Raw genomic sequence first — 19,005 nt, 5'->3', positions numbered from 1 at the left:
GATCATTTAAGAGCTTGAAGATTTGGTAGTTTAAGAATATGAAAGCTGAGTTAACGAGTTGAAGAAACGGAAACCGATGAACAGATAAATCAAATAACACGAAATAAGGTTTAAATAACCCTCTTGATTTATATACCTATATTTAAAATGGGATTATCGAACAATAATAAAGCGATTTTTCGAATGCTCTCATCGATGATTGTTCTTGATAGAAAGAAATCGTGCATTTGTTCAATAATACAATGAGTTACCTATGAATGATTAACATAACTGATATATGATGCACCGCTTCAGTATGTCACATCATCTTGGCACCAGTTCGATAACAGGATCCTCATGAGCTTTATTATATTATTACTTCTTCTGCTATTCGTAGGCTTTACACGTTTACTTCAGTGGCGAAAAACCTCTCTGTTTTTATCTCTTGTTCTTATATCGTCATTTGTGCTGATTGGTTCAGGTTTAATTCCTCGTTATTTACTGAACGATCTGCAAGCCGATTACGAAAATAAGCCTGATATCCAATGGTCTGACAATAACGCCATTGTTCTTCTGGGTGCGGGAACGCAGTTAATTAAAAGCACGCAAGAGTTTGAGCCAGCCTTTTTCTCTTTTGGCCGAATCAGTGAAACCGCCAGCCAATATAAAGATTGCGCCAAAACCCAAACCACATGCAAAGTGATCATCAGTGGTGGCGATGCACAAAATAACGGTGTTGCCGAAGCAGAAGTTTATCAGCAACAATTGCTGAGACTTGGCGTTCCGATGGGTGACATCATTCAAGAGCCAAATAGCGTCAACACTTGGAAGAACGCTCAGCTCACTAGTGACCTAATGAAGCATCATAAATTCGACAACATTGTGTTGGTTTCATCTGGCCTACATATTCGTCGTAGCGAGCTCTACTTCAACCACTTCGGCTTGAATGTTATTCCAGTGAGAGCCGACTATATGGCTGCTCAAATTTCATGGTTGCCATTGTGGTACAACTTTGCGGTCACAGATTTTGCTTTGCATGAACAGATTGGCTTTGCTCGTTACAACATTTACAACTTTATGGGTTGGAACAGCAAACGCGAAAAACCAGGTGATGCTTAATCTCTTCCAATTAAGTTAACTCGAACAATAAAAAATGCAGCAGCAATCGAACGGTTGTTGGCTGCATTTTTCGATCTTGCTTATCACAACATCCCTCCTTATTTGGCTTACTCAGTACTTCCCCCTCCTTTAAACAATAAACCTATCTAATCCATCTTGCTGGCCTAAATTTTCCAAGCCAACATACCAAATAACGAGGCTTCAAAAACAGAAACGTTCAACAATTAATCACCCATAGATTGGATTGTTGAAACTAATTGAAATCATCAAGATAAGTCTTTATCAAACAACAAGTTGATCAGTACAACCTCCTGATATCTATAAGTATTTATTTTCAATTCATTTCAGTATTTTTGGCATTGTTTTATATGACAAAGTACACCCCGCTAGAGCCCCTCGGCTTTAAATAATATCAATAAAATCTAATAACTCGATTCTAATAAAAAGAGCCAAATAATGGCATTTAGGAACTTATTCATGCTTAACGTCAGTAAAACCGTTCTATTTAGCTCTGCCCTCTGTTTCATCTCTTTTGCCACTCATGCCAAGATATATTCAGACCAAATCGTATTGGATAACCTCGGTGAAGATATCTGCCGTTCCGATTATCGTCCGCTCAGTAATACAGAAGCTCAAGAACACAAAACCGCCCTACTATCTCGCATGAATGTGTGGGACATTGCTGGCCTTAAAAATGACTGGGTGATCATGGGGTCTGGCTACCACGGGCTCATCAAACAAGGACAACCAAGTGACAATACTTGGTGCTACCCCAATACCCCAGACGCAGGCCTGCCTTACTACGAAGCGCAAGCTATCGAAACGAACAATAACCTTGATATTCAACGCGCCTTAGTCAGCGACAACACGAACTTTATCAGGCCACTGAGTTACTTGGCCCATAACCTCGGTTACGCTTGGGTTGGAGGCGATAGCGCGCGTTACGTCGGCCAAGACATGGCAATAAAACCGCTTAACAATGGTTGGGAGATTAAAGGCAATAACGATGGAAGCTGTGCCGGTGATCGCTGTGATGAGAAGACAAGCATCACTGTTGATAACTTCGCTTACACGCTCGATAACACATCGTTTTTACACGGTTCTATGACAGAGACCGACCAAGAACTGATTGAAACCGTCTCGGCTTATGCAATCAATGACGACGATCAGTCTAAACAAATCGTCGTTGACCTTCATTTTGAGCAATCCACACAATGGAGTAAAACCCAACGCTTCGACCTTGCTGATTCAGTCGTCATTGATGAAACCTTTCATTGGCCACAAGTTGGAAAGACAGAAGTAAGAGTAGCGCTAGAAGATGGCCAACGTTTCTCCGATACCAACAGTGGTGCTCGTTTTGAACCAACAGAACTGGAAGCCATCATCACCGTGCCTGCTCACTCAGTACTTCCTTTTCAAGTAGAGTTCTTACGCTCTACCATCACTTACCCATACCGTATCAAAACCAGCATGAGTTACGACGTGAACTTCACAGGTTTCCTTCGTTATAGCGGCAATGCGCTAAGCTCACACCCAACAAACCGCCCGACGGTCTCTCACACCTTTACCATGGGAACCACCAGCGAAGATCAAGCCAATATCCGCTACCAATGGGATCACCGTTATATTCCTGGAGAGATGAAATGGTGGGATTGGAGCTGGGCAATCAACACCAATGGTTTAAGTAGCATGCAGTACGCCGCAGGTGCCAGTGTCCGTCCTTTCTACACCTATGTTTCAGGCCAGTTTAGTGCGGAGTCACAATATTCTGGAATGATCGATATTGGTACCGAGCACTCTATTGATTCATTTAACGCCATGACACCTTCAGGCGATTACACACCCTACTACGCTGGTGACATCAAGGTTCTGACTGACTTCGACCCTGCAGCCCTAGCGCAACTGGGTTATAACAGCGCTCAGCTAACGCTTACCCCAATGCAGCCATAAGCCCATAGAAAGTTTCAGCTGTTATTCCAAGCCCGTTGCGTCTGCTCTGGGCTTGATTCGTCTTACATTTTCTCAGTCATACATCTGCATTAGCCGCTAAGTATTCACTTTCTGAATCGTTTTTCATTGACTTAAAAATGAAATCATAACGACACACTAATTTGCGTAACTTAGGGTGCAAATAGGCAATCAGATTACAGTGCCTATCAGGAGGGTGTATGAAACCAAATCGATCTACGGTACTCACTGGACATGTAAAACACTGCCCATGCTGCTCTACCGAACTGGTCATCAAAGACCACATTCACGTTTGCCCGCGCAATGAAATTGGCGACTGTTACTTCGATGGCTACGACCAACACGAACAGCGCGCTAATACCGATTTTATCGATCATGCAAGTGCCAATGATAGCCTTGTTTACGGCATGTCAGAGCACTGAACGTTAGATAAGATTTGCAGAAGTCATTTCGCGCAAAAAAAATGCAGCGCCAATCGAGTGATTGTTCGCTGCATTCTTAGATCCTGTAAACTTAGCTAACCATTAAAATGGAGCTAGGCAAAACGGATTACCACATTAGATCATCTGGGATCACGAAGTCTTTGTACGGGTCATCTTCGTCTACTTCGTCTGTGCTACCTGCCTGCGTATCAACGATAGATTCTTCGTCGCGCATAGCAATCTTGTTCGCTACTGCTGTTGGAATAACAACGTAGCTCTCACCTTGACGAGCAATACTTAGAATGCCTTTACTTAGTTGCTTTTGAGTCAGCTCTTCTACGTAAAGGTATTTAACTAGCGTACCGTCGGTGAAGTTGTATTTGATCTCACCGTTCTTCTGTTCGATCTTGTTCATCTCAATCAGTTGCTTCACTTGAGCTTTAATTTCTTTGCTCAACTGTTGTTCTTTCAACTGTTGGTTTAACTCTTTGTCTTTCGCTTGCTGCGCCAGTTTAGTTTCTTCTGCTGCCGCTTTTGCTTCACGAGACTGAACGCGAGACTTTTTAGAGCCTTTCTTCGCCTTCTTTAATTTTTTCTCATTTACCAAGCCAGCTTTAAGCATCTGCTCTTGGAGTGTTAACTTTGCCATGACTTTCCCAGTTCAGGATTAAAAACGGCACTATCATACCTGTTTTTGAGGTTTCTGTTTACTGAACAAGAGTAAATTACAGAACAATCGCAAAATTTATGCTGATAGCTCTAAGCTGTGTCCATATTCCCTTCTTGTTGCTCACAACCTCCACTTTACCGCGACACACAGTTTTCACTTAAGCACGCCAATATTGGCTGTTCCACCGACTCGAAAGCATTAACTGACCTTATTATTCGCGCGCGTACCACTTATCATTCCGATAAGACAATATGTTAATTTTCAATGGTTAATCAATTTTATAAAACCTTGGCATATATCTCATATTTGAATAAATGCCATAGAGTTATAACTCCAATGTCATAACTCTTGACTACGTTATTCTAGACATCAATCAATAAGGATAACGTAAACGATGAAAACTCAATGGACTTGGTTAGCTGCACTTGTGGCATCCACATCAATCGCTTCGACCTCTGCGATCGCAGACACCGACGTGTATCTCACCAATAACACCAATCAAGTGATGACCATTCAAGCCAACCACACTGGTACCGACCTGCTTCAACTCGGTGATGAGTGGCAACAGCATGTTGAACAGATTGGTCCTTGGGAGACGAAGAAGCTGATAAGTTTCAACCGCTGGACTGGTGTGAAATCTGGGAAGACCTATGAGTTTGACACTGTGGTATCAAACGCTGTGGGCGAAAGTGTCACGCTCAACCAAACCATGAAGGGACATTGGTATAACTCGACACTGCAACATGGTTTGAGTGCCGCAGACGTCAACCTAACATTGCATGACGATCGTAATATTCATCGCAGCACAACCGATGCGTTCGGGGTCAATGCAGAGCTAGCCCTCAAAGCCGATTCTACAGCGCGCTATGATGATATTTATTACACCATCACCCCACCAAAAGTGGATGAGCAACCAGAGCCGGATGCCAATACACTCAAGGTCATGACTTACAACATCTGGGCGCTGCCTGCCATCGCTTCACATATTGGTGACCGCTATGACCTACTCCCTCAATATGTAAAGGGCTATGACGTGTTGGCGCTTCAAGAGGTGTTTGCTAACGGCAGAGATGAGTTCTTGCGTGAGCTTGCGAAAGAGTATCCTTATCAAACTAAAATGCTCGATAAAGATGGGATTAACATATACGACGGTGGTGTGATCATTGTCAGCCGCTATCCTATCGTTAATGAAGCGCAGTATGTTTTCCCTGATTGCACGGGCACAGATTGCTTTGCTGATAAAGGTGTTAACTACGCGGAAGTTATCAAGAATGGTCAGGCTTACCATGTTTTCGGTACCCACACGGCATCATTCGATACGGACACCGCTCGTGATTACCGACAACGTCAATTCAAGCAGATGCGTGCACTGGCGCAGTCTCTGAATATCCCGGCATCAGAAACTGTGGTTTACAGCGGTGACTTCAACGTGAACAAGCTCAAGTTCCCAAGCGACTATCAACAGATGTTTGCTAACCTGCAGGCTGATGAACCAACATACTCAGGTTACACCGCTTCTACCTTTGACCCACGCATCAACAACTTTGCGGGAGAGCCTATGTCGGGTGGCGAGAACGTTGAGTATCTCGATTATGTGGTAGTGAGCTCAGAGTATGCCGCTAAAGCGCATAACTACAATCGCGTGGATGTCCCAAGATCAACAAGCAGTGAGTTATGGAAGCACTACAACCTTTCAGACCACTTCCCTGTTAGCGCCGTGATCAAGTAACTCGGTGAACCAATAATGCATCGAGTTATATTAATCCTAATGCTCGTCTTAACGGCGAGCATTATTTGCTATTCGTGGTCATCAAAAACGAACGAAACAGCGCTATCTTCTGCTCAACACACAGAACCTAAGCCGCGTGTTTCTACGACAACTAATGACGATAATTCCACGCCTACTGCAACCGCTAGTTCGGAAAACTCCGCATCGCACAGCAATCAAGCCCAAGCCGGAGCACTGGACGGTAAAATTCTTGCTGAAAACTTGAGTGAGCTTGAAGGCAAGGCTTTGTTCGATGAACTCGATGGGTTCTGGAAGCTTTGCCAACAACGCGATGACTGCGCAGAGCAACTCGCACGATTGAAATCAGAATTGCCGGGCATATGGTTTGAGTTACTGAGCGACTATCCGCAGCTATCGGCTGACTGGCAATTAACACAAAGCACTATCCCACTTGAATCCATAGAGACTCTTGAAGATCGTGTTGCCTTATTCAAGCAATCTGCACAACAAGTATGGGGAGAGTTGGCCCACCAGCTATTCGCTGACCAGTTTGCTCATCTGGATTTTACGCTTGACGCTAACACCCTTGAAAAGAACGAAGCGAGCCAGTTTTTGGCCAACTATCAAGATTTGCTTAGTGAATGGCAAAACAATACGGGCACGTTAAACGCCGAAACACAGCTTCAAAAATATGAACTGGCAGTATCTTTGATACCCAGCAGCTATAGCCCTGCTGAAGTAGCATCAGTCAAAGCCGACCTTCAAGATGCCTACTTAGATGAAGCGCAGGCCAGCAACATTGCCGCGCGAGAACAACAAGTCGCACAACAGCAACAAACCGTGATGAGTTATCACGAGCAACTGGATCAGCTCAAAGCGACCTTAGACTCTCAGCGCTCATCAAGTTATGCCACTTGGACTCAACAAGATTGGGACAGTTATTATCAACAGCAAGTCACCGATTTCAGGGAGCAGTTCTTTAGCAAGTAACGCCTTAACTTAAACCATCACGAAACTGAGCGGGCGTTTTATTGAGCCAACCTTTAAACGCCCTTCTGAAATTTGCAGGGTCGCTATAACCGAGCCTTTCACCGATGTCATCAATGCTCATGGTTGTGCCGAGTAATAGCTCTTTGGCCAGCTCCACTCGAACTTCGGTAAGCAATATTTGGTAACTGGATTCATGGGTCACTAGCTCTCGCCTGAGTGTACGAGAGCTACAACCAAACTCATCCGCGAGTTGTTCAATATTCGGGAAACTGCCTGCGGTTTGATAAAAGATCGTTTTGATCTGGTTAGTCAGCAGATGCTCAGAGTCCAACGTTTCCATTATCGACTGGCAAGACGCAAGATAGCGCTTCAGTGTCGCTGCATCATGAGTCAATAAGGTTTGCGACAAAACCGATACATCAAAACGCAGTTCACAATGGCTCTGCTCAAAAACTACAGGGCACTGGAAACGATCGTCATAGAGCTTGGCGTAATTAGTGCGTGTATAAGGCAAAGCCAAAGTATGAATATCCAACTCATGACCAGTCAGTTCTTTGAACAAAGAGACGATTGAACTCAAGAAATACTCACTGCAGAAAGGCAGCAGATCGCCCACTTCCAAGGTGTTCTCAATCTGAATCACTGCTTGATCGGAATCTAGAAACAATTTAACCGAGAAAATAGGACCGTTCAGGCGCAAATACTTGAAGCCCGACTTGATGGCCTCCCCGACATTTTGACTGGTCGATAGCGCATAACCCAACACACCAAAGTGGCTCAAGCTAGCGTGTTCCCCCAGCCAAAGCCCTAAGCCATCGTGAGGAAAGCTCTGATTCGCCACGCTAAATAACGCTAGTTTATCAGCGTAAGTCAGCTTTCCATTCGGGTCTCGCCAATCTATGTTCGGCAAACCCACATCATTGAGTAGCCTTTCAATATCGATACCTCGTTGCTCTAGCGTATTCAACAGCAGCGCGATATCTAATGTACCCAACTGGTGCCTATGTCCGGTTGGCTTATACTCCGCGATAATCTCCAATCGTCTCTCCTTATATCGAGCCCTTTCCCATCAACATGACTACTCAGCCTTAACAACACATGCTGACAAAATCGTGATTGGTAACGCGCTCTTGTCCGAATATGACCTCCCAATTCTACGCTACTCATCGCACAATGGCTTTAGTTGTTAAAATAATGTGAACCATCGCAATGATAAAAACCAACCCAGCCCCACACAGTTTGATTAATTCTAATGGTCAGCCGATCATTGGGCATTTCGATGGCATCCTTAAACACCTAAACATCAAGAACTTTGACTACCGAAACTCGATGGATTCAAAAGCAAACCCTTGGCAGAAGCACTTCCACTATAAGCAATTCCAGTTTGTCAGCATCGTCACCGACACACACATTATCGGCGTCGCTATCGCGGATATTCGCTACTTAGGCTCGGCATTTTGTTATCTGTACGACATAGAAAACAACCATCTGCAAGAGTCATCTTGGTTGAGGCCATTAGGGTTTGATAAGCATGTAACGCCTTCACCATTTGAAGGAAAGACAAGCATTGCAGATCAAAGCATTGCTTTCTATATCGAGGGCGGACAATGGCGAGTTCGCTTGAATACGAAATTCATCAAGGCCGATATTTCTTTAGAGCCTGAAACCGACAGCTTGCCCATGGCGATGTGCAGCCCAACGGGTTATTCAGGTTGGACTTACACCCAAAAGCACAATGCTTTGCGCATCAGCGGTGAAATCCAAATAAAGGGAGAATCACTCGTTCTCGAACAAGCTCGTGCCGGTTATGACTTTTCAGCGGGTTACATGAGACGTGAAACCAGTTGGCGCTGGGCAAGCATCAACACGCAATCCAATGGGACAGATATTGGCTTGAACCTCGCAGCAGGCGTCAATGAAACCGGAGGCTGCGAGAACGTTTTATGGATCAATGGAACTCGGCACTTACTTAACCCGGTACAGTTTGCGTTTAGTCGCCAAGACACCAATTTACCTTGGCAGATAACATCACAAGATGGACGTATAAACCTGACCTTTACGCCCTTAAATAATCGCAGCGAAAAGCTCAATTTATGGCTGTTAAAAAGTAACTTTCGTCAGTTCATTGGTCACTTTTCTGGCTCGATTGAAGACAACAATGGAGTGACACATCAACTCGATGGTGTTCTTGGCCTAACAGAAGATCACTTTGCTCGCTGGTAGCGAAATTCTGCTGACTGAATCTCAGGCGAGCAAGTCTAAGTAAACTTGATACTAAGAACGCGTATGGCGTCTCAACAAGGATAAAACATGAATATCGACGCATTAATCAATCACCCAGAATGGCTACTGCTGGTATTAGCGCCCTTATTCGTGGTGTGCATGTTGGCTGAGTATTTTATCGGTCAGAAGCAAGGTCGATTGCCAGATAATTCCAGCTATAAACTTTCAGAAGTGATGTGTAACTTCACGCTTGCAGGAATGCATCAACTCTCCGATTTGATCACCGGGTTATTGGTCGTGCAGTTGTATCTCTTGATGTTTGGTTGGCGTTTAATGGACATTGAAATGGGCGTGCTGAGTTTCATTGTGTTGATGGTGTTGCAAGACTTTTGCTATTACTGGTTCCATAGAGCAAGCCATCGTGTTCGCTGGATGTGGGCAGCACACGTCGCGCACCACAGCTCAGAACAGATGAACTTCAGTACGGCTTTCCGTCAAAGTTTAATGTACCCCATTGCGGGAATGTGGCTGTTCTGGGTACCGTTAGTCATCATAGGTTTTGACCCTAAATGGGTCATCTTTGTGGTGCTTCTGAATCTAGGTTTGCAGTTCTTTGTCCATACACAATGGATACGAAGCTTAGGACCACTTGAATACATCTTTAACACCCCATCACACCACCGTGTACATCACGGCAAAAACCCGCAATACATTGATAAGAACTACGCCGGCGTTCTTATTATCTGGGATAAGTTATTTGGTACATTCGAACCTGAAGTTGAAACTGTACGTTATGGCGTCACCAAACCCGTGAACAGTTTTAATCCGATAGTGGTCACCTTTCAAGAATGGAAGGCCATATTCAAAGATTTGAAGAACCGAGAGTTAACCATGAAGCAGAAAGTCCAGTTGATACTCTCGCCTCCATCGGATTAAACGGACGATAGACAGATTGTATTAACTAAGAAACCGCCTCAATTGGTTTCAAAACCTTCCCCACTGACTCGATTGAATAGTAAAGCACCGTTTTCCGGCAATTTATTTGTGATCTGGGTTGCACGCGTACCGCATACTATCAGATACTGAACAAAACTAACCTTCAGCCACAGTAAACGTTCCGCGCTTGCTGTTCAGGAAATTCAATGAGTTCAGATAATCAGCCAACCTACTTCTTTTTCGATTACGAAACATGGGGCGTTAGCCCAGCAAAAGACCGTCCGAGTCAGTTTGCGGGTGTTCGTACCGACCAAGATTTCAATGTTATTGGAGAGCCTCTGGTTATCTATTGCCAACCTCCCGCTGATTACCTCCCTGCGCCTGAAGCTGCACTGATCACCCGTATCACACCACAAAAAGCGGCTTCACAAGGTCTCCCTGAGCCAGAGTTTATCGCTAAGATCCATGCTGAGTTAGCGAAACCTAACACCACAAGCCTTGGCTACAACAGTATTCGATTTGATGATGAAGTAACGCGTTACACCTGTTACCGAAACTTCATCGACCCATATGCGTGGAGCTGGCAGAATGGCAACTCTCGTTGGGATTTATTAGATGTAATGCGCGCTGTTCACGCACTGCGCCCTGAAGGCATTGTTTGGCCAGAGAACGAAGAAGGTTATCCAAGCTTCAAACTGGAACACCTATCTGTGGCAAACGGCATTGAACATGAGAACGCGCACGATGCGATGGCCGATGTTATTGCGACCATCGAGTTAGCGAAGAAGCTGAAAGCTGCGCAACCTAAGATGTTCGATTACCTTTACAACATGCGTCATAAGCGTAAGCTGAATGATCTGGTTGATATCGTAAACATGACACCATTAATGCACGTTTCAGGCATGTTTGGCCGTGACTGCAACTACACCAGCTGGATTGTGCCTATGGCTTGGCACCCAACCAATCAAAATGCGGTTATCGTGGTTGATTTAGCCAAAGATCCAAGCCCACTGTTAGAACTGGACGCTGATGAACTCAGAGAAAGGCTCTATACCAAACGCAGTGAACTGGGTGAAGACGAACTACCCGTACCCATCAAATTGGTTCAGCTAAACAAGTGCCCTATTCTTGCTCCAGCCAAAACGCTAACGGCTGAAAATGCTGAAACCATCGGTATCGATCGCCAACAATGCCTGAAAAACTTGGCACTGCTGCGCGAACACCCAGAGATCCGCGAAAAACTGATCGGCCTGTATTCACAAGAGCGCGAGTACGAAAAGAGTGATGATGTTGATACACACCTTTACGACGGTTTCTTTTCACCTGCTGATAAAACAGCGATGAACATCATTCGCGAAACTGACCCGAACAACTTGGCGGCTTTGGATATCACCTTCAGTGACGAACGAATTAAACCGTTACTGTTCCGTTACCGTGCGCGTAACTTCCCATGGACGCTCGACGAAGCTGAGCAATTGAAATGGGCGAACCATTGTCGTGAGTTTTATGAGTGCCGTTTAGAAGAGTACATGCTCAACCTTGAAAACCTCGCGCACGAACATGAAAGCGACGAGAAGAAAATGGCTATCTTGAAGGCGGTTTATCAATACGTAGAAAAGTTAGCTAGCTAATTCCACTATCAAGAGACGTAACACTTTGAAAGAAAGATTGATCCAACTGGTTTACTGCTTAATCTCCTTCACCTTAATCATAGGTGCTCTTACAGCAGGTAACGCGTTACAGCACTTTTTGGATACCTCAATCCCAGGCAGTATTTTTGGCATGTTGATTCTGTTTGCCGCCATGGTGATTGGTATTGTTCCTTCGCACTGGGTACAACCCGGTGCAAGCTTGATTATCCGGCTAATGATCTTACTGTTTGTTCCGATCAGTGTTGGGTTGATGGATCACTTCGACATGCTCATCGCGAACGCATTGCCAATTATGGCGAGCGCCGTTGGTGGCACGTTACTGGTGTTGGTGTCCTTATCATGGTTCTTAGACCGCATGCTATCGAGAGGTAACTGATCATGTGGATTCTACTCACCATCGTGGTATTCCTGTTTGCTCGCTGGGTAAGTCAAAAAGTAAACTCGCCGCTGTGTAATCCCCTGCTGATCAGCATTGGTATCATCATTCCGATACTCACGTTCTTCAAAGTACCGTTTGAGACTTACTATGCAGACAACACATGGATTACCTACATGCTGCAGCCTGCGGTTGTTGCCCTTGCTTACCCGCTTTACGAACAGTTACCTCAAATTAGAGCCAACTGGCGCATCATCACCTTTGCTTGCACGCTAGGCAGTGTGATGTCGATGACAACGACAGCATTAATCGCAGTGGCTTTTAAAGCTGACTTAACTTTGATTGCGAGTTTATTAGGTAAGTCAGTCACCACACCAATTGCGATGGAAGTATCGAGCCATTTAGGTGGTGAAGCAGCGATTGCGGCAATACTGGTATTGATTGTTGGTCTATTTGGGGCAATTTTTGCTTATCCAATCTACAATCTCATTGGTATTAAGAGCCCTATTGCCCGAGGTTTAACCATGGGTACCGTGTCTCACGCTTTAGGTACGGCAACTTGTGCTGAAAAGAATCAGGAAGACGCAGCATTCAGTTCTTTGGCGCTTGTGCTCTGTGGCGTCATTACCTCGATTATCGCGCCGAGTATATTTTCGCTTGTGGTTTGGTTCTACTCTTAACCTAAACGATCACTACGCGATTCAGCCCAACCAGAATGCTGTTTATTACAGTGTCTGTTTGGGCTTTTTATTCGCATTTATTTGGCAATAGCAGTCAAGTCACGGTCTTTTACGAGCAATAAGTGCGATATCAGCTGTATAAATGGCTCTTGCAATCGATTTCATCTGTGACTTCACTCTAATTATGCAAGCCAATGTAACAACAACAACGCAATAGTGATCATTGTCACAGACAAATCCTGAGCATTGCATAGAATTAAAGCCTAAGGTCAATTAAGGATTCAACATGAACAGTCGTATTACCCTGGCGCTGGAAAGTGCTCCATCATCAATGAAAGCGCTTTTGAGTGACATCGTATTAGCAGACAACTTTGACGCGACATTGTCTCCAGAACAATTTGCTAGCCTACTGCAAGCAAGTGGTCTAGCGGATGACGAACTACGTATTGCGCTACTTCCTTTTGCCGCAGCGTATTCTTACGCTCCGTTATCTGACTTTTATGTTGGTGCAATCGTGCGTGGTTTGTCTGGTACTCTGTATTTTGGTGCAAACCTTGAAATCGCTGGTGCTCAACTTGGTCAAACCGTTCACGCTGAGCAATCTGCAATCAGCCACGCTTGGATGAAAGGCGAACTCGGTATCTCAGATATCACCATCAACTTCAGTCCTTGTGGTCACTGTCGTCAATTCATGAACGAACTGACAACAGCAAAAGAACTTAAAGTTCAGCTTCCACAACGTGATGAAATGTCTCTGCAAGAGTACTTACCAGACTCGTTCGGCCCTGCTGATTTAGGTGTGACAACTGGCCTAATGACAAAGCTTGATCATAAGTACACGACCGAAGAAACAACGCCTATTGTTGTAGAAGCGCTAGCAGCACTAAACCGCAGCCATGCTCCTTACACCAAAAACCTAAGTGGTGTTTCACTACAACTGACGTCAGGTGAAATTTTTACGGGAGCTTACGCTGAAAATGCAGCGTTCAACCCGAGCCTACCACCTCTGCAAGTCGCGTTAATTCAACTTAAACTGGCTGGCTTCGATTTCGAACAAATTGAAAGTGCTGCTTTGGTTGAAATCGCAGAAGGTAGCATCAGTCACCTAGCGGATACGCAATCTACATTAGAAGCGATTAATCCCGACATTCCAGTGACTTACTTAGCAATCTAAGTACATCTGATTAACAAAAATTTAAATAAGCAGCCCTATTTAACAGGGCTGCTTTTTTTATGCCTGTAATTAAAGCAACAACTTGCGCAAACGTTTGCTTTTGTCATTGAAATAAGTATGATCACCCCGTTTTCAATCAATCGTTCAAAAGATCGGAAGGAATTTCTATGTTTGGTACTGCTACTCGTGAAAATGCTACTCGTGTACTTCTATTAGGTTCAGGTGAACTCGGCAAAGAAGTTGCTATCGAGTGCCAACGTTTAGGTTTGGAAGTTATTGCTTGTGACCGTTATGCAGACGCACCAGCGATGCAAGTTGCGCATCGTAGCCATGTATTAGACATGTTAGACGGCGATGCACTTCAAGCGATCATTGAACTAGAAAAGCCAGATTATGTGGTTCCTGAAATTGAAGCTATTGCCACCAGCAAGTTGGTAGAGCTAGAAGCGCAAGGCTTAAATGTCGTTCCAACTGCGAATGCGACCAAGCTAACGATGAACCGCGAAGGTATCCGTCGTCTAGCGGCAGAAGAACTCAAACTGAGCACTTCACCTTACCGCTTCGCAGACACCTTTGAAGATTTCGCCGCTGCTGTTGAGTTCGTAGGTATGCCTTGCGTTGTTAAGCCGGTAATGAGTTCTTCAGGCAAAGGCCAAAGCGTTATCAAAACCGAAGAAGATATCCAGAAATCTTGGGACTACGCACAAGAAGGTGGCCGTACTGGCGCGGGTCGTGTAATCGTTGAAGGCTTCATCGACTTTGATTACGAAATCACGCTTCTAACCGTTCGTGCTGTCGACGGTGTTCACTTCTGTGCACCTATCGGTCACCGTCAAGAAGACGGTGATTACCGTGAATCATGGCAGCCACAGGTCATGTCTGACAACGCACTTAAAGCGGCGCAATACACGGCAGAGCAAGTGGTTAACGCATTAGGCGGTCACGGCATCTTTGGTGTTGAACTGTTCGTTAAAGGCGACCACGTGATCTTCAATGAAGTCTCCCCTCGCCCACATGATACTGGCTTGGTTACTCTGATGTCTCAAGACTCATCGGAATTTGCACTACACGTACGCGCATTTACAGGTATGCCGATCAAATCAATTACTCAGTATGGCCCTTGTGCCTCTGCCGTAATCCTTGGTCAAGGCACATCAACGAATATCCGCTTTGAAGGCCTTGCAGAAGCGCTAGACGCACCACAAACGCAAGTTCGCTTGTTTGGTAAGCCTGATATCGATGGTCGCCGTCGTCTTGGTGTGGCGCTTACTCGTCGCAACAGCACTGAGACAGCGATTGAAGATGCAATTGAGAGCGCGTCAAAAGTAAAAGTGATTTACTAACCTGCTATTCAATTCTGAACAATCACGAGTTCAAATCTGAACCATAAAAAGACGGGCTATCGAGCCCGTCTTTTTTATTGAAGCGGTCTTTTCGCTAGAGAGCTCACTGCGCTTAAGCGTCTGACTCAATCAAGTACACTTCTTCACTAAATCGAGACAAGCCTTTTTTGGCAATCTTCGGATGTTCATCGTCTGCGATGTCCTGATTCAACAATGTGATCTTATAACCTGCGAACAACTGATCGATTTCTAGCTTAGGCACGCTAAACGGAGGCCCAGCCATTTCGTTTTGGTCGTAATCCAGTGTTACCAAAAGAATCTTACCACCCGGTTTCAGTAGTTGTTTCAAACGCTCGACATACTGCACTCGCATCTCTTCAGGCAATGCCACTAAAGAAGCTCGGTCATAAATAATGTCAACAGGCTGAATAGGCGCTGTGAAGTAGTCTCCCGTGTAAACACTCAATTCATCGAATTGGTAGAGCTCGTGCTGACCGCTAATTTGAGTCACAGTCGGGGTATAAAGGTGCTCTGCAAAAAATGCGCGAACCGCAATCTGGCTTAACTCGACACCTTGAACATCTTCATGCTTTGAAGCTAGCCAAATCAGATCTTCACTTTTGCCACAAAGTGGAACAAACACACTCTTCTCGTAGCTAGGCTCAGTATTTTCCCAAAATTTAATCAGAAGTGGGTTTACATCTTCGAGGTGGAAACCAATTTGGTTGGCTGCCCATTTATTGTGCCAAAATTCAGGATTATTCATCTTTCGTTCATGTTAAACAGTCATAATGCAAGGGTACAGTATAGAGAGGTAAGAGCAACCTTAGCTTGGTTTAAAGTACTAAATTGATTTCGATAAAATCAGAAACTGGCTAAGTTCAAAGTTCTGATAATTGCGGAACTAACGGTTGGGTTATTTGGCTATATCTTCACATTTTAAAGCAATATTAAACGTTAGAATTGGTTTCTGTCTTAGCTAGCCTCATTTAATATGTAGTGAAATTAGTTAAGCTGTTTTTACTCTTGTGCGTTACTGGTTACCCCTTTTGACTACCCGTTTTTTGTAACCTTGTATTTTGGAGTTTGAATGAGTGTATTTCTCCGTACGACGGCCCTAATGCTTTTGGTATTGAGCCGAGCGCCTGCATTCGCAGCAGCACCTGTTTCAACAAGTTCAACAGATCAAACGCGCACTCCTGCGCAAAACCAAGTATCTTCAAACGTATTCCGTCATAGTTTGAGCGGCCTTTACGGCATCAAGGCCTTCGACTCACGCCCGACTCAGCCTTACACCGACTTCGATATTTTGTACAGCAAAGCGCATCAAGGCCAAGCTGAACTAGAAACTATCTGTAAAAGTACTGCCCTACTCACCAATTCTGAAGCGCTATTTGCTGGCGTTAAATCTCAAGCTCGCGCAGAAGAAAAAATCGCCCTTGAGCTTGATGGTGATGTGACAAAAATTACCGACTTAGCCCGTGCAACTATCATCGCGAACGATGTAGAGAGCTTGGTTGAAGTTTACGAAGCGCTAAGCCGTGAAGCAGACGTTGTTAAGCTGAAAAATAAGTTTAAATCGCCGGCTGACTCTGGTTACCGTGACCTTAACTTGTTGGTTCGTTTGCCTAAAACCAACATCATTGCAGAGGTTCAACTTCACTTAAAAGCGATTGCTGATGTGAAAAGTGGTCCTGAGCACGAGCTGTACGAAATTATCCAAGGTATTGAGCGTCACGCAATTGCAGAACATCGCCCAATCAACGATATCGAAGCGGCACAAATCAATAGCCTACGACGCCAATCTTTAGAGCTTTACCAACAAGCATGGCAACCGTACATTACAACGCACATTAAAGCGGCTTAACACATAGATAGGCTATTCCAATAAACATCACAAGGGCTGCACTCGCAGCCCTTTTTAGTACTTGTTGAGTAGCCTCTCCACTTCCTATCCCAAATAATCAGATCGTTTAAATTTAGATCTCAGTCTCTTTTCTCCGTCGAACATTTCTGTTTCTATAGCGAATAAGCTTCTGACAAGAAAAGGAATTACGTCAATGCAGAATAACAAATCCATGCTTTCCATCGCGCTACTTGCTGCGTTTTCTGTACACGCTAGTGCTGACGAATGCGGAAAGATCACCATTGCAGACATGAACTGGAACTCGGCGAGCCTATTGCTCATGTCGACCAATTCCTTTTGAATAACGGCTACGGCTGTGAAGCGGACTTAATCCCCGGTGATAGCGTCCCTACGGGCACGTCAATGATTGAAAAAGGTCAACCTGATGTTGCGCCAGAGCTTTGGACTAATGGCATCAAAGAAGCGTTGGATAAGGGTGTTGCGGATAAGCGTCTACGTTACGCGGGCAAGTCTTTGGTCAACGGCGGTGAAGAAGGTTTCTGGGTACCAAACTACCTTGTTGAACAGTACCCAGAGCTTACAACCATTGAAGGTGTGATTAAAAACGCAAAGCTGTTTGAACACCCAGAAGATGATGAGAAGTTTGCATTTTATAGCTGCCCTGCGGGTTGGACTTGTCAGATTACCTCCGGTCAGCTGTTCGATGCGCTTAAGTTAGAAGATCACAATTTTGAAATGGTTGATCCCGGCTCAGGCGCCGCTTTAGCAGGTACGATAGCGAAAGCTTACGAACGCAAAAAAGCATGGTTTGGATATTACTGGTCGCCTACGCCTGTGCTAGGTAAGTATGAAATGGTGAAGGTTGATTTCGGAAGTGGTACTGACATTGAGGAATTCCGTAACTGTACGACACAACCTGATTGTGAATCTCCTAAAGTGACCATGTATCCACCAGCACCGGTTCACACAATCACCACAGAAGCCTTTGCTAATAACGAACCTCTTGCCTACCAATACTTTGAAAAGCGTGGTTTTACCAATAAACAAATGAGTGAGTTGCTGGCCTGGATGGAAGACAACCAAGCCGACGCCGAAGAAGCCATGTATTACTTTCTAGAAAGCTCACCACAGGTATGGAAGCCTTGGGTGTCTGAAGACATCGCAAGTAAGGTTCAACAAGCCCTTTAGAGTGAAGATTCAAAGTCAGAGGCCTAGCCTCTGTTTTCGCATCTAAAGCAAGTTCTTACCGGACAGTAAATAGATGGAGTTTGAGAAAGGTTACTAAAAATTAAAGAAATGCGTTTAGCTTAAACTCTATGCAGATACAAAAAGACCACGCTAGGCGTGGTCTATTGCTTGGCTACTTCTCGATTTTAATATTTTCGACACGGGCCTTTAGTTTTTGTCCCGGTCTAAAAGTAACAACACGTCGAGCAGAAATTGGAATGTCTTCACCAGTTTTCGGGTTACGACCAGGTCGCTCGTTTTTCTCGCGAAGATCAAAATTACCAAAACCAGACAGTTTTACCTGTTCGCCATTTTCGAGCGCTTTACGAACTTCTTCGAAAAACACTTCCACCGTTTCCTTGGCATCCCGCTTGCTGTATCCGAGTGTCTCAAACAGGTTCTCAGCCAAATCGGCCTTCGTGAGTGCCATAAAACTTTCCTCAAAGCTATGTTAAACATTGCTACCATCGCCAGTAGCGCCAAAGCATTTACCCTATTCAATCAATGAGATAAGGTCATTTACTAGGAAAGTGTATGCCAAGCTTCTGATTTTCGCCAACTTTTTTATCTTAACTATTTAATTATTCTTTCAAATCAGAAAGATAACTCGCTTCAAATTTCACATATATAGCTAAAAACCATCTACTCAA

The 19,005-nt window shown here is 44.6% G+C and carries 17 protein-coding genes and 1 pseudogene; 14 read left to right on the top strand and 4 right to left on the bottom strand.

Annotated features, from left to right (window positions below):
- Positions 1-336 precede the first annotated feature (336 nt).
- From AB4493_RS08485 to AB4493_RS08475, 3 genes are all read left to right on the top strand, one after another.
- A complete protein-coding gene (locus AB4493_RS08485) occupies positions 337-1,098 on the top strand; it encodes a YdcF family protein (protein WP_017065514.1) in 762 nt (253 codons plus the stop codon).
- Between the two features lie 477 nt (positions 1,099-1,575).
- Positions 1,576-3,048: an aerolysin family beta-barrel pore-forming toxin gene (locus AB4493_RS08480; RefSeq protein ID WP_372154879.1), complete on the top strand. Its 1,473-nt coding sequence runs from the start codon at positions 1,576-1,578 to the stop codon at positions 3,046-3,048.
- 218 nt (positions 3,049-3,266) lie between these two features.
- Positions 3,267-3,488 carry a hypothetical protein gene (locus AB4493_RS08475; RefSeq protein WP_017059142.1) on the top strand — a complete coding sequence of 74 codons (222 nt, stop codon included), beginning with the start codon at positions 3,267-3,269 and terminating at the stop codon, positions 3,486-3,488.
- Positions 3,489-3,615: 127 nt separating this feature from the next.
- Here AB4493_RS08475 and AB4493_RS08470 read toward each other — a convergent pair whose 3' ends face one another.
- A complete protein-coding gene (locus tag AB4493_RS08470; RefSeq protein ID WP_010441213.1) occupies positions 3,616-4,137 on the bottom strand; it encodes a DUF2058 domain-containing protein in 522 nt (173 codons plus the stop codon).
- 415 nt (positions 4,138-4,552) lie between these two features.
- Here AB4493_RS08470 and AB4493_RS08465 point away from each other — a divergent pair, with 415 nt between their 5' ends.
- Both AB4493_RS08465 and AB4493_RS08460 read left to right on the top strand, forming a co-directional pair.
- Positions 4,553-5,887, top strand: a complete 1,335-nt coding sequence (locus AB4493_RS08465; protein WP_137002063.1) for a sphingomyelin phosphodiesterase — start codon at positions 4,553-4,555, stop codon at positions 5,885-5,887.
- Positions 5,888-5,926: 39 nt separating this feature from the next.
- Positions 5,927-6,877, top strand: coding sequence for a hypothetical protein (locus tag AB4493_RS08460; RefSeq protein ID WP_017065511.1), 951 nt, complete (start codon positions 5,927-5,929; stop codon positions 6,875-6,877).
- A 4-nt stretch (positions 6,878-6,881) separates the two neighbouring features.
- Here the strand turns inward: AB4493_RS08460 and AB4493_RS08455 are convergent, their stop codons facing one another.
- Entirely contained in the window at positions 6,882-7,916 is a 1,035-nt protein-coding gene (locus AB4493_RS08455; protein WP_372154843.1) for an AraC family transcriptional regulator, read from the bottom strand.
- A 170-nt stretch (positions 7,917-8,086) separates the two neighbouring features.
- Between AB4493_RS08455 and AB4493_RS08450 the strand changes: the two genes are divergently transcribed.
- The 7 genes from AB4493_RS08450 to purT all read left to right on the top strand — a co-directional run bounded on the left by AB4493_RS08450 (position 8,087) and on the right by purT (position 15,261).
- Positions 8,087-9,100, top strand: coding sequence for a DUF2804 domain-containing protein (locus AB4493_RS08450; RefSeq protein WP_372154842.1), 1,014 nt, complete (start codon positions 8,087-8,089; stop codon positions 9,098-9,100).
- 87 nt (positions 9,101-9,187) lie between these two features.
- Entirely contained in the window at positions 9,188-10,036 is an 849-nt protein-coding gene (locus AB4493_RS08445; RefSeq protein WP_372154840.1) for a sterol desaturase family protein, read from the top strand.
- 206 nt (positions 10,037-10,242) lie between these two features.
- A complete protein-coding gene (sbcB, locus tag AB4493_RS08440; RefSeq protein WP_017070926.1) occupies positions 10,243-11,667 on the top strand; it encodes an exodeoxyribonuclease I in 1,425 nt (474 codons plus the stop codon).
- 25 nt (positions 11,668-11,692) lie between these two features.
- A complete protein-coding gene (locus tag AB4493_RS08435; RefSeq protein ID WP_372106241.1) occupies positions 11,693-12,064 on the top strand; it encodes a CidA/LrgA family protein in 372 nt (123 codons plus the stop codon).
- 2 nt (positions 12,065-12,066) lie between these two features.
- Positions 12,067-12,744 (top strand): LrgB family protein, encoded by a 678-nt coding sequence (locus AB4493_RS08430; protein ID WP_004734865.1) that lies wholly within the window; start codon positions 12,067-12,069, stop codon positions 12,742-12,744.
- Positions 12,745-13,030: 286 nt separating this feature from the next.
- Entirely contained in the window at positions 13,031-13,918 is an 888-nt protein-coding gene (gene cdd / locus AB4493_RS08425; protein ID WP_017059133.1) for a cytidine deaminase, read from the top strand.
- A 167-nt stretch (positions 13,919-14,085) separates the two neighbouring features.
- Positions 14,086-15,261, top strand: a complete 1,176-nt coding sequence (gene purT / locus AB4493_RS08420) for a formate-dependent phosphoribosylglycinamide formyltransferase (RefSeq protein WP_372112758.1) — start codon at positions 14,086-14,088, stop codon at positions 15,259-15,261.
- A 112-nt stretch (positions 15,262-15,373) separates the two neighbouring features.
- Here purT and AB4493_RS08415 read toward each other — a convergent pair whose 3' ends face one another.
- A complete protein-coding gene (locus AB4493_RS08415; protein ID WP_372074015.1) occupies positions 15,374-16,027 on the bottom strand; it encodes a thiopurine S-methyltransferase in 654 nt (217 codons plus the stop codon).
- A gap of 324 nt (positions 16,028-16,351) precedes the next feature.
- Between AB4493_RS08415 and AB4493_RS08410 the strand changes: the two genes are divergently transcribed.
- Positions 16,352-17,128, top strand: coding sequence for a RelA/SpoT domain-containing protein (locus AB4493_RS08410; RefSeq protein WP_017059130.1), 777 nt, complete (start codon positions 16,352-16,354; stop codon positions 17,126-17,128).
- 193 nt (positions 17,129-17,321) lie between these two features.
- Positions 17,322-18,316: pseudogene (locus AB4493_RS08405) on the top strand (ABC transporter substrate-binding protein).
- A gap of 172 nt (positions 18,317-18,488) precedes the next feature.
- Here the strand turns inward: AB4493_RS08405 and ihfA are convergent.
- Positions 18,489-18,785, bottom strand: coding sequence for an integration host factor subunit alpha (ihfA, locus tag AB4493_RS08400; RefSeq protein ID WP_004734853.1), 297 nt, complete (start codon positions 18,783-18,785; stop codon positions 18,489-18,491).
- Positions 18,786-19,005: the final 220 nt, after the last annotated feature.

The sequence above is a fragment of the Vibrio sp. 10N.222.55.A1 genome (assembly GCF_041473835.1).
In the GTDB taxonomy this organism is placed as follows: Bacteria; Pseudomonadota; Gammaproteobacteria; order Enterobacterales; family Vibrionaceae; genus Vibrio; species Vibrio crassostreae_C.
The sequence above is the reverse complement of the archived record's forward strand: the minus strand, read 5'-3'. Positions and strand labels throughout refer to the sequence as shown.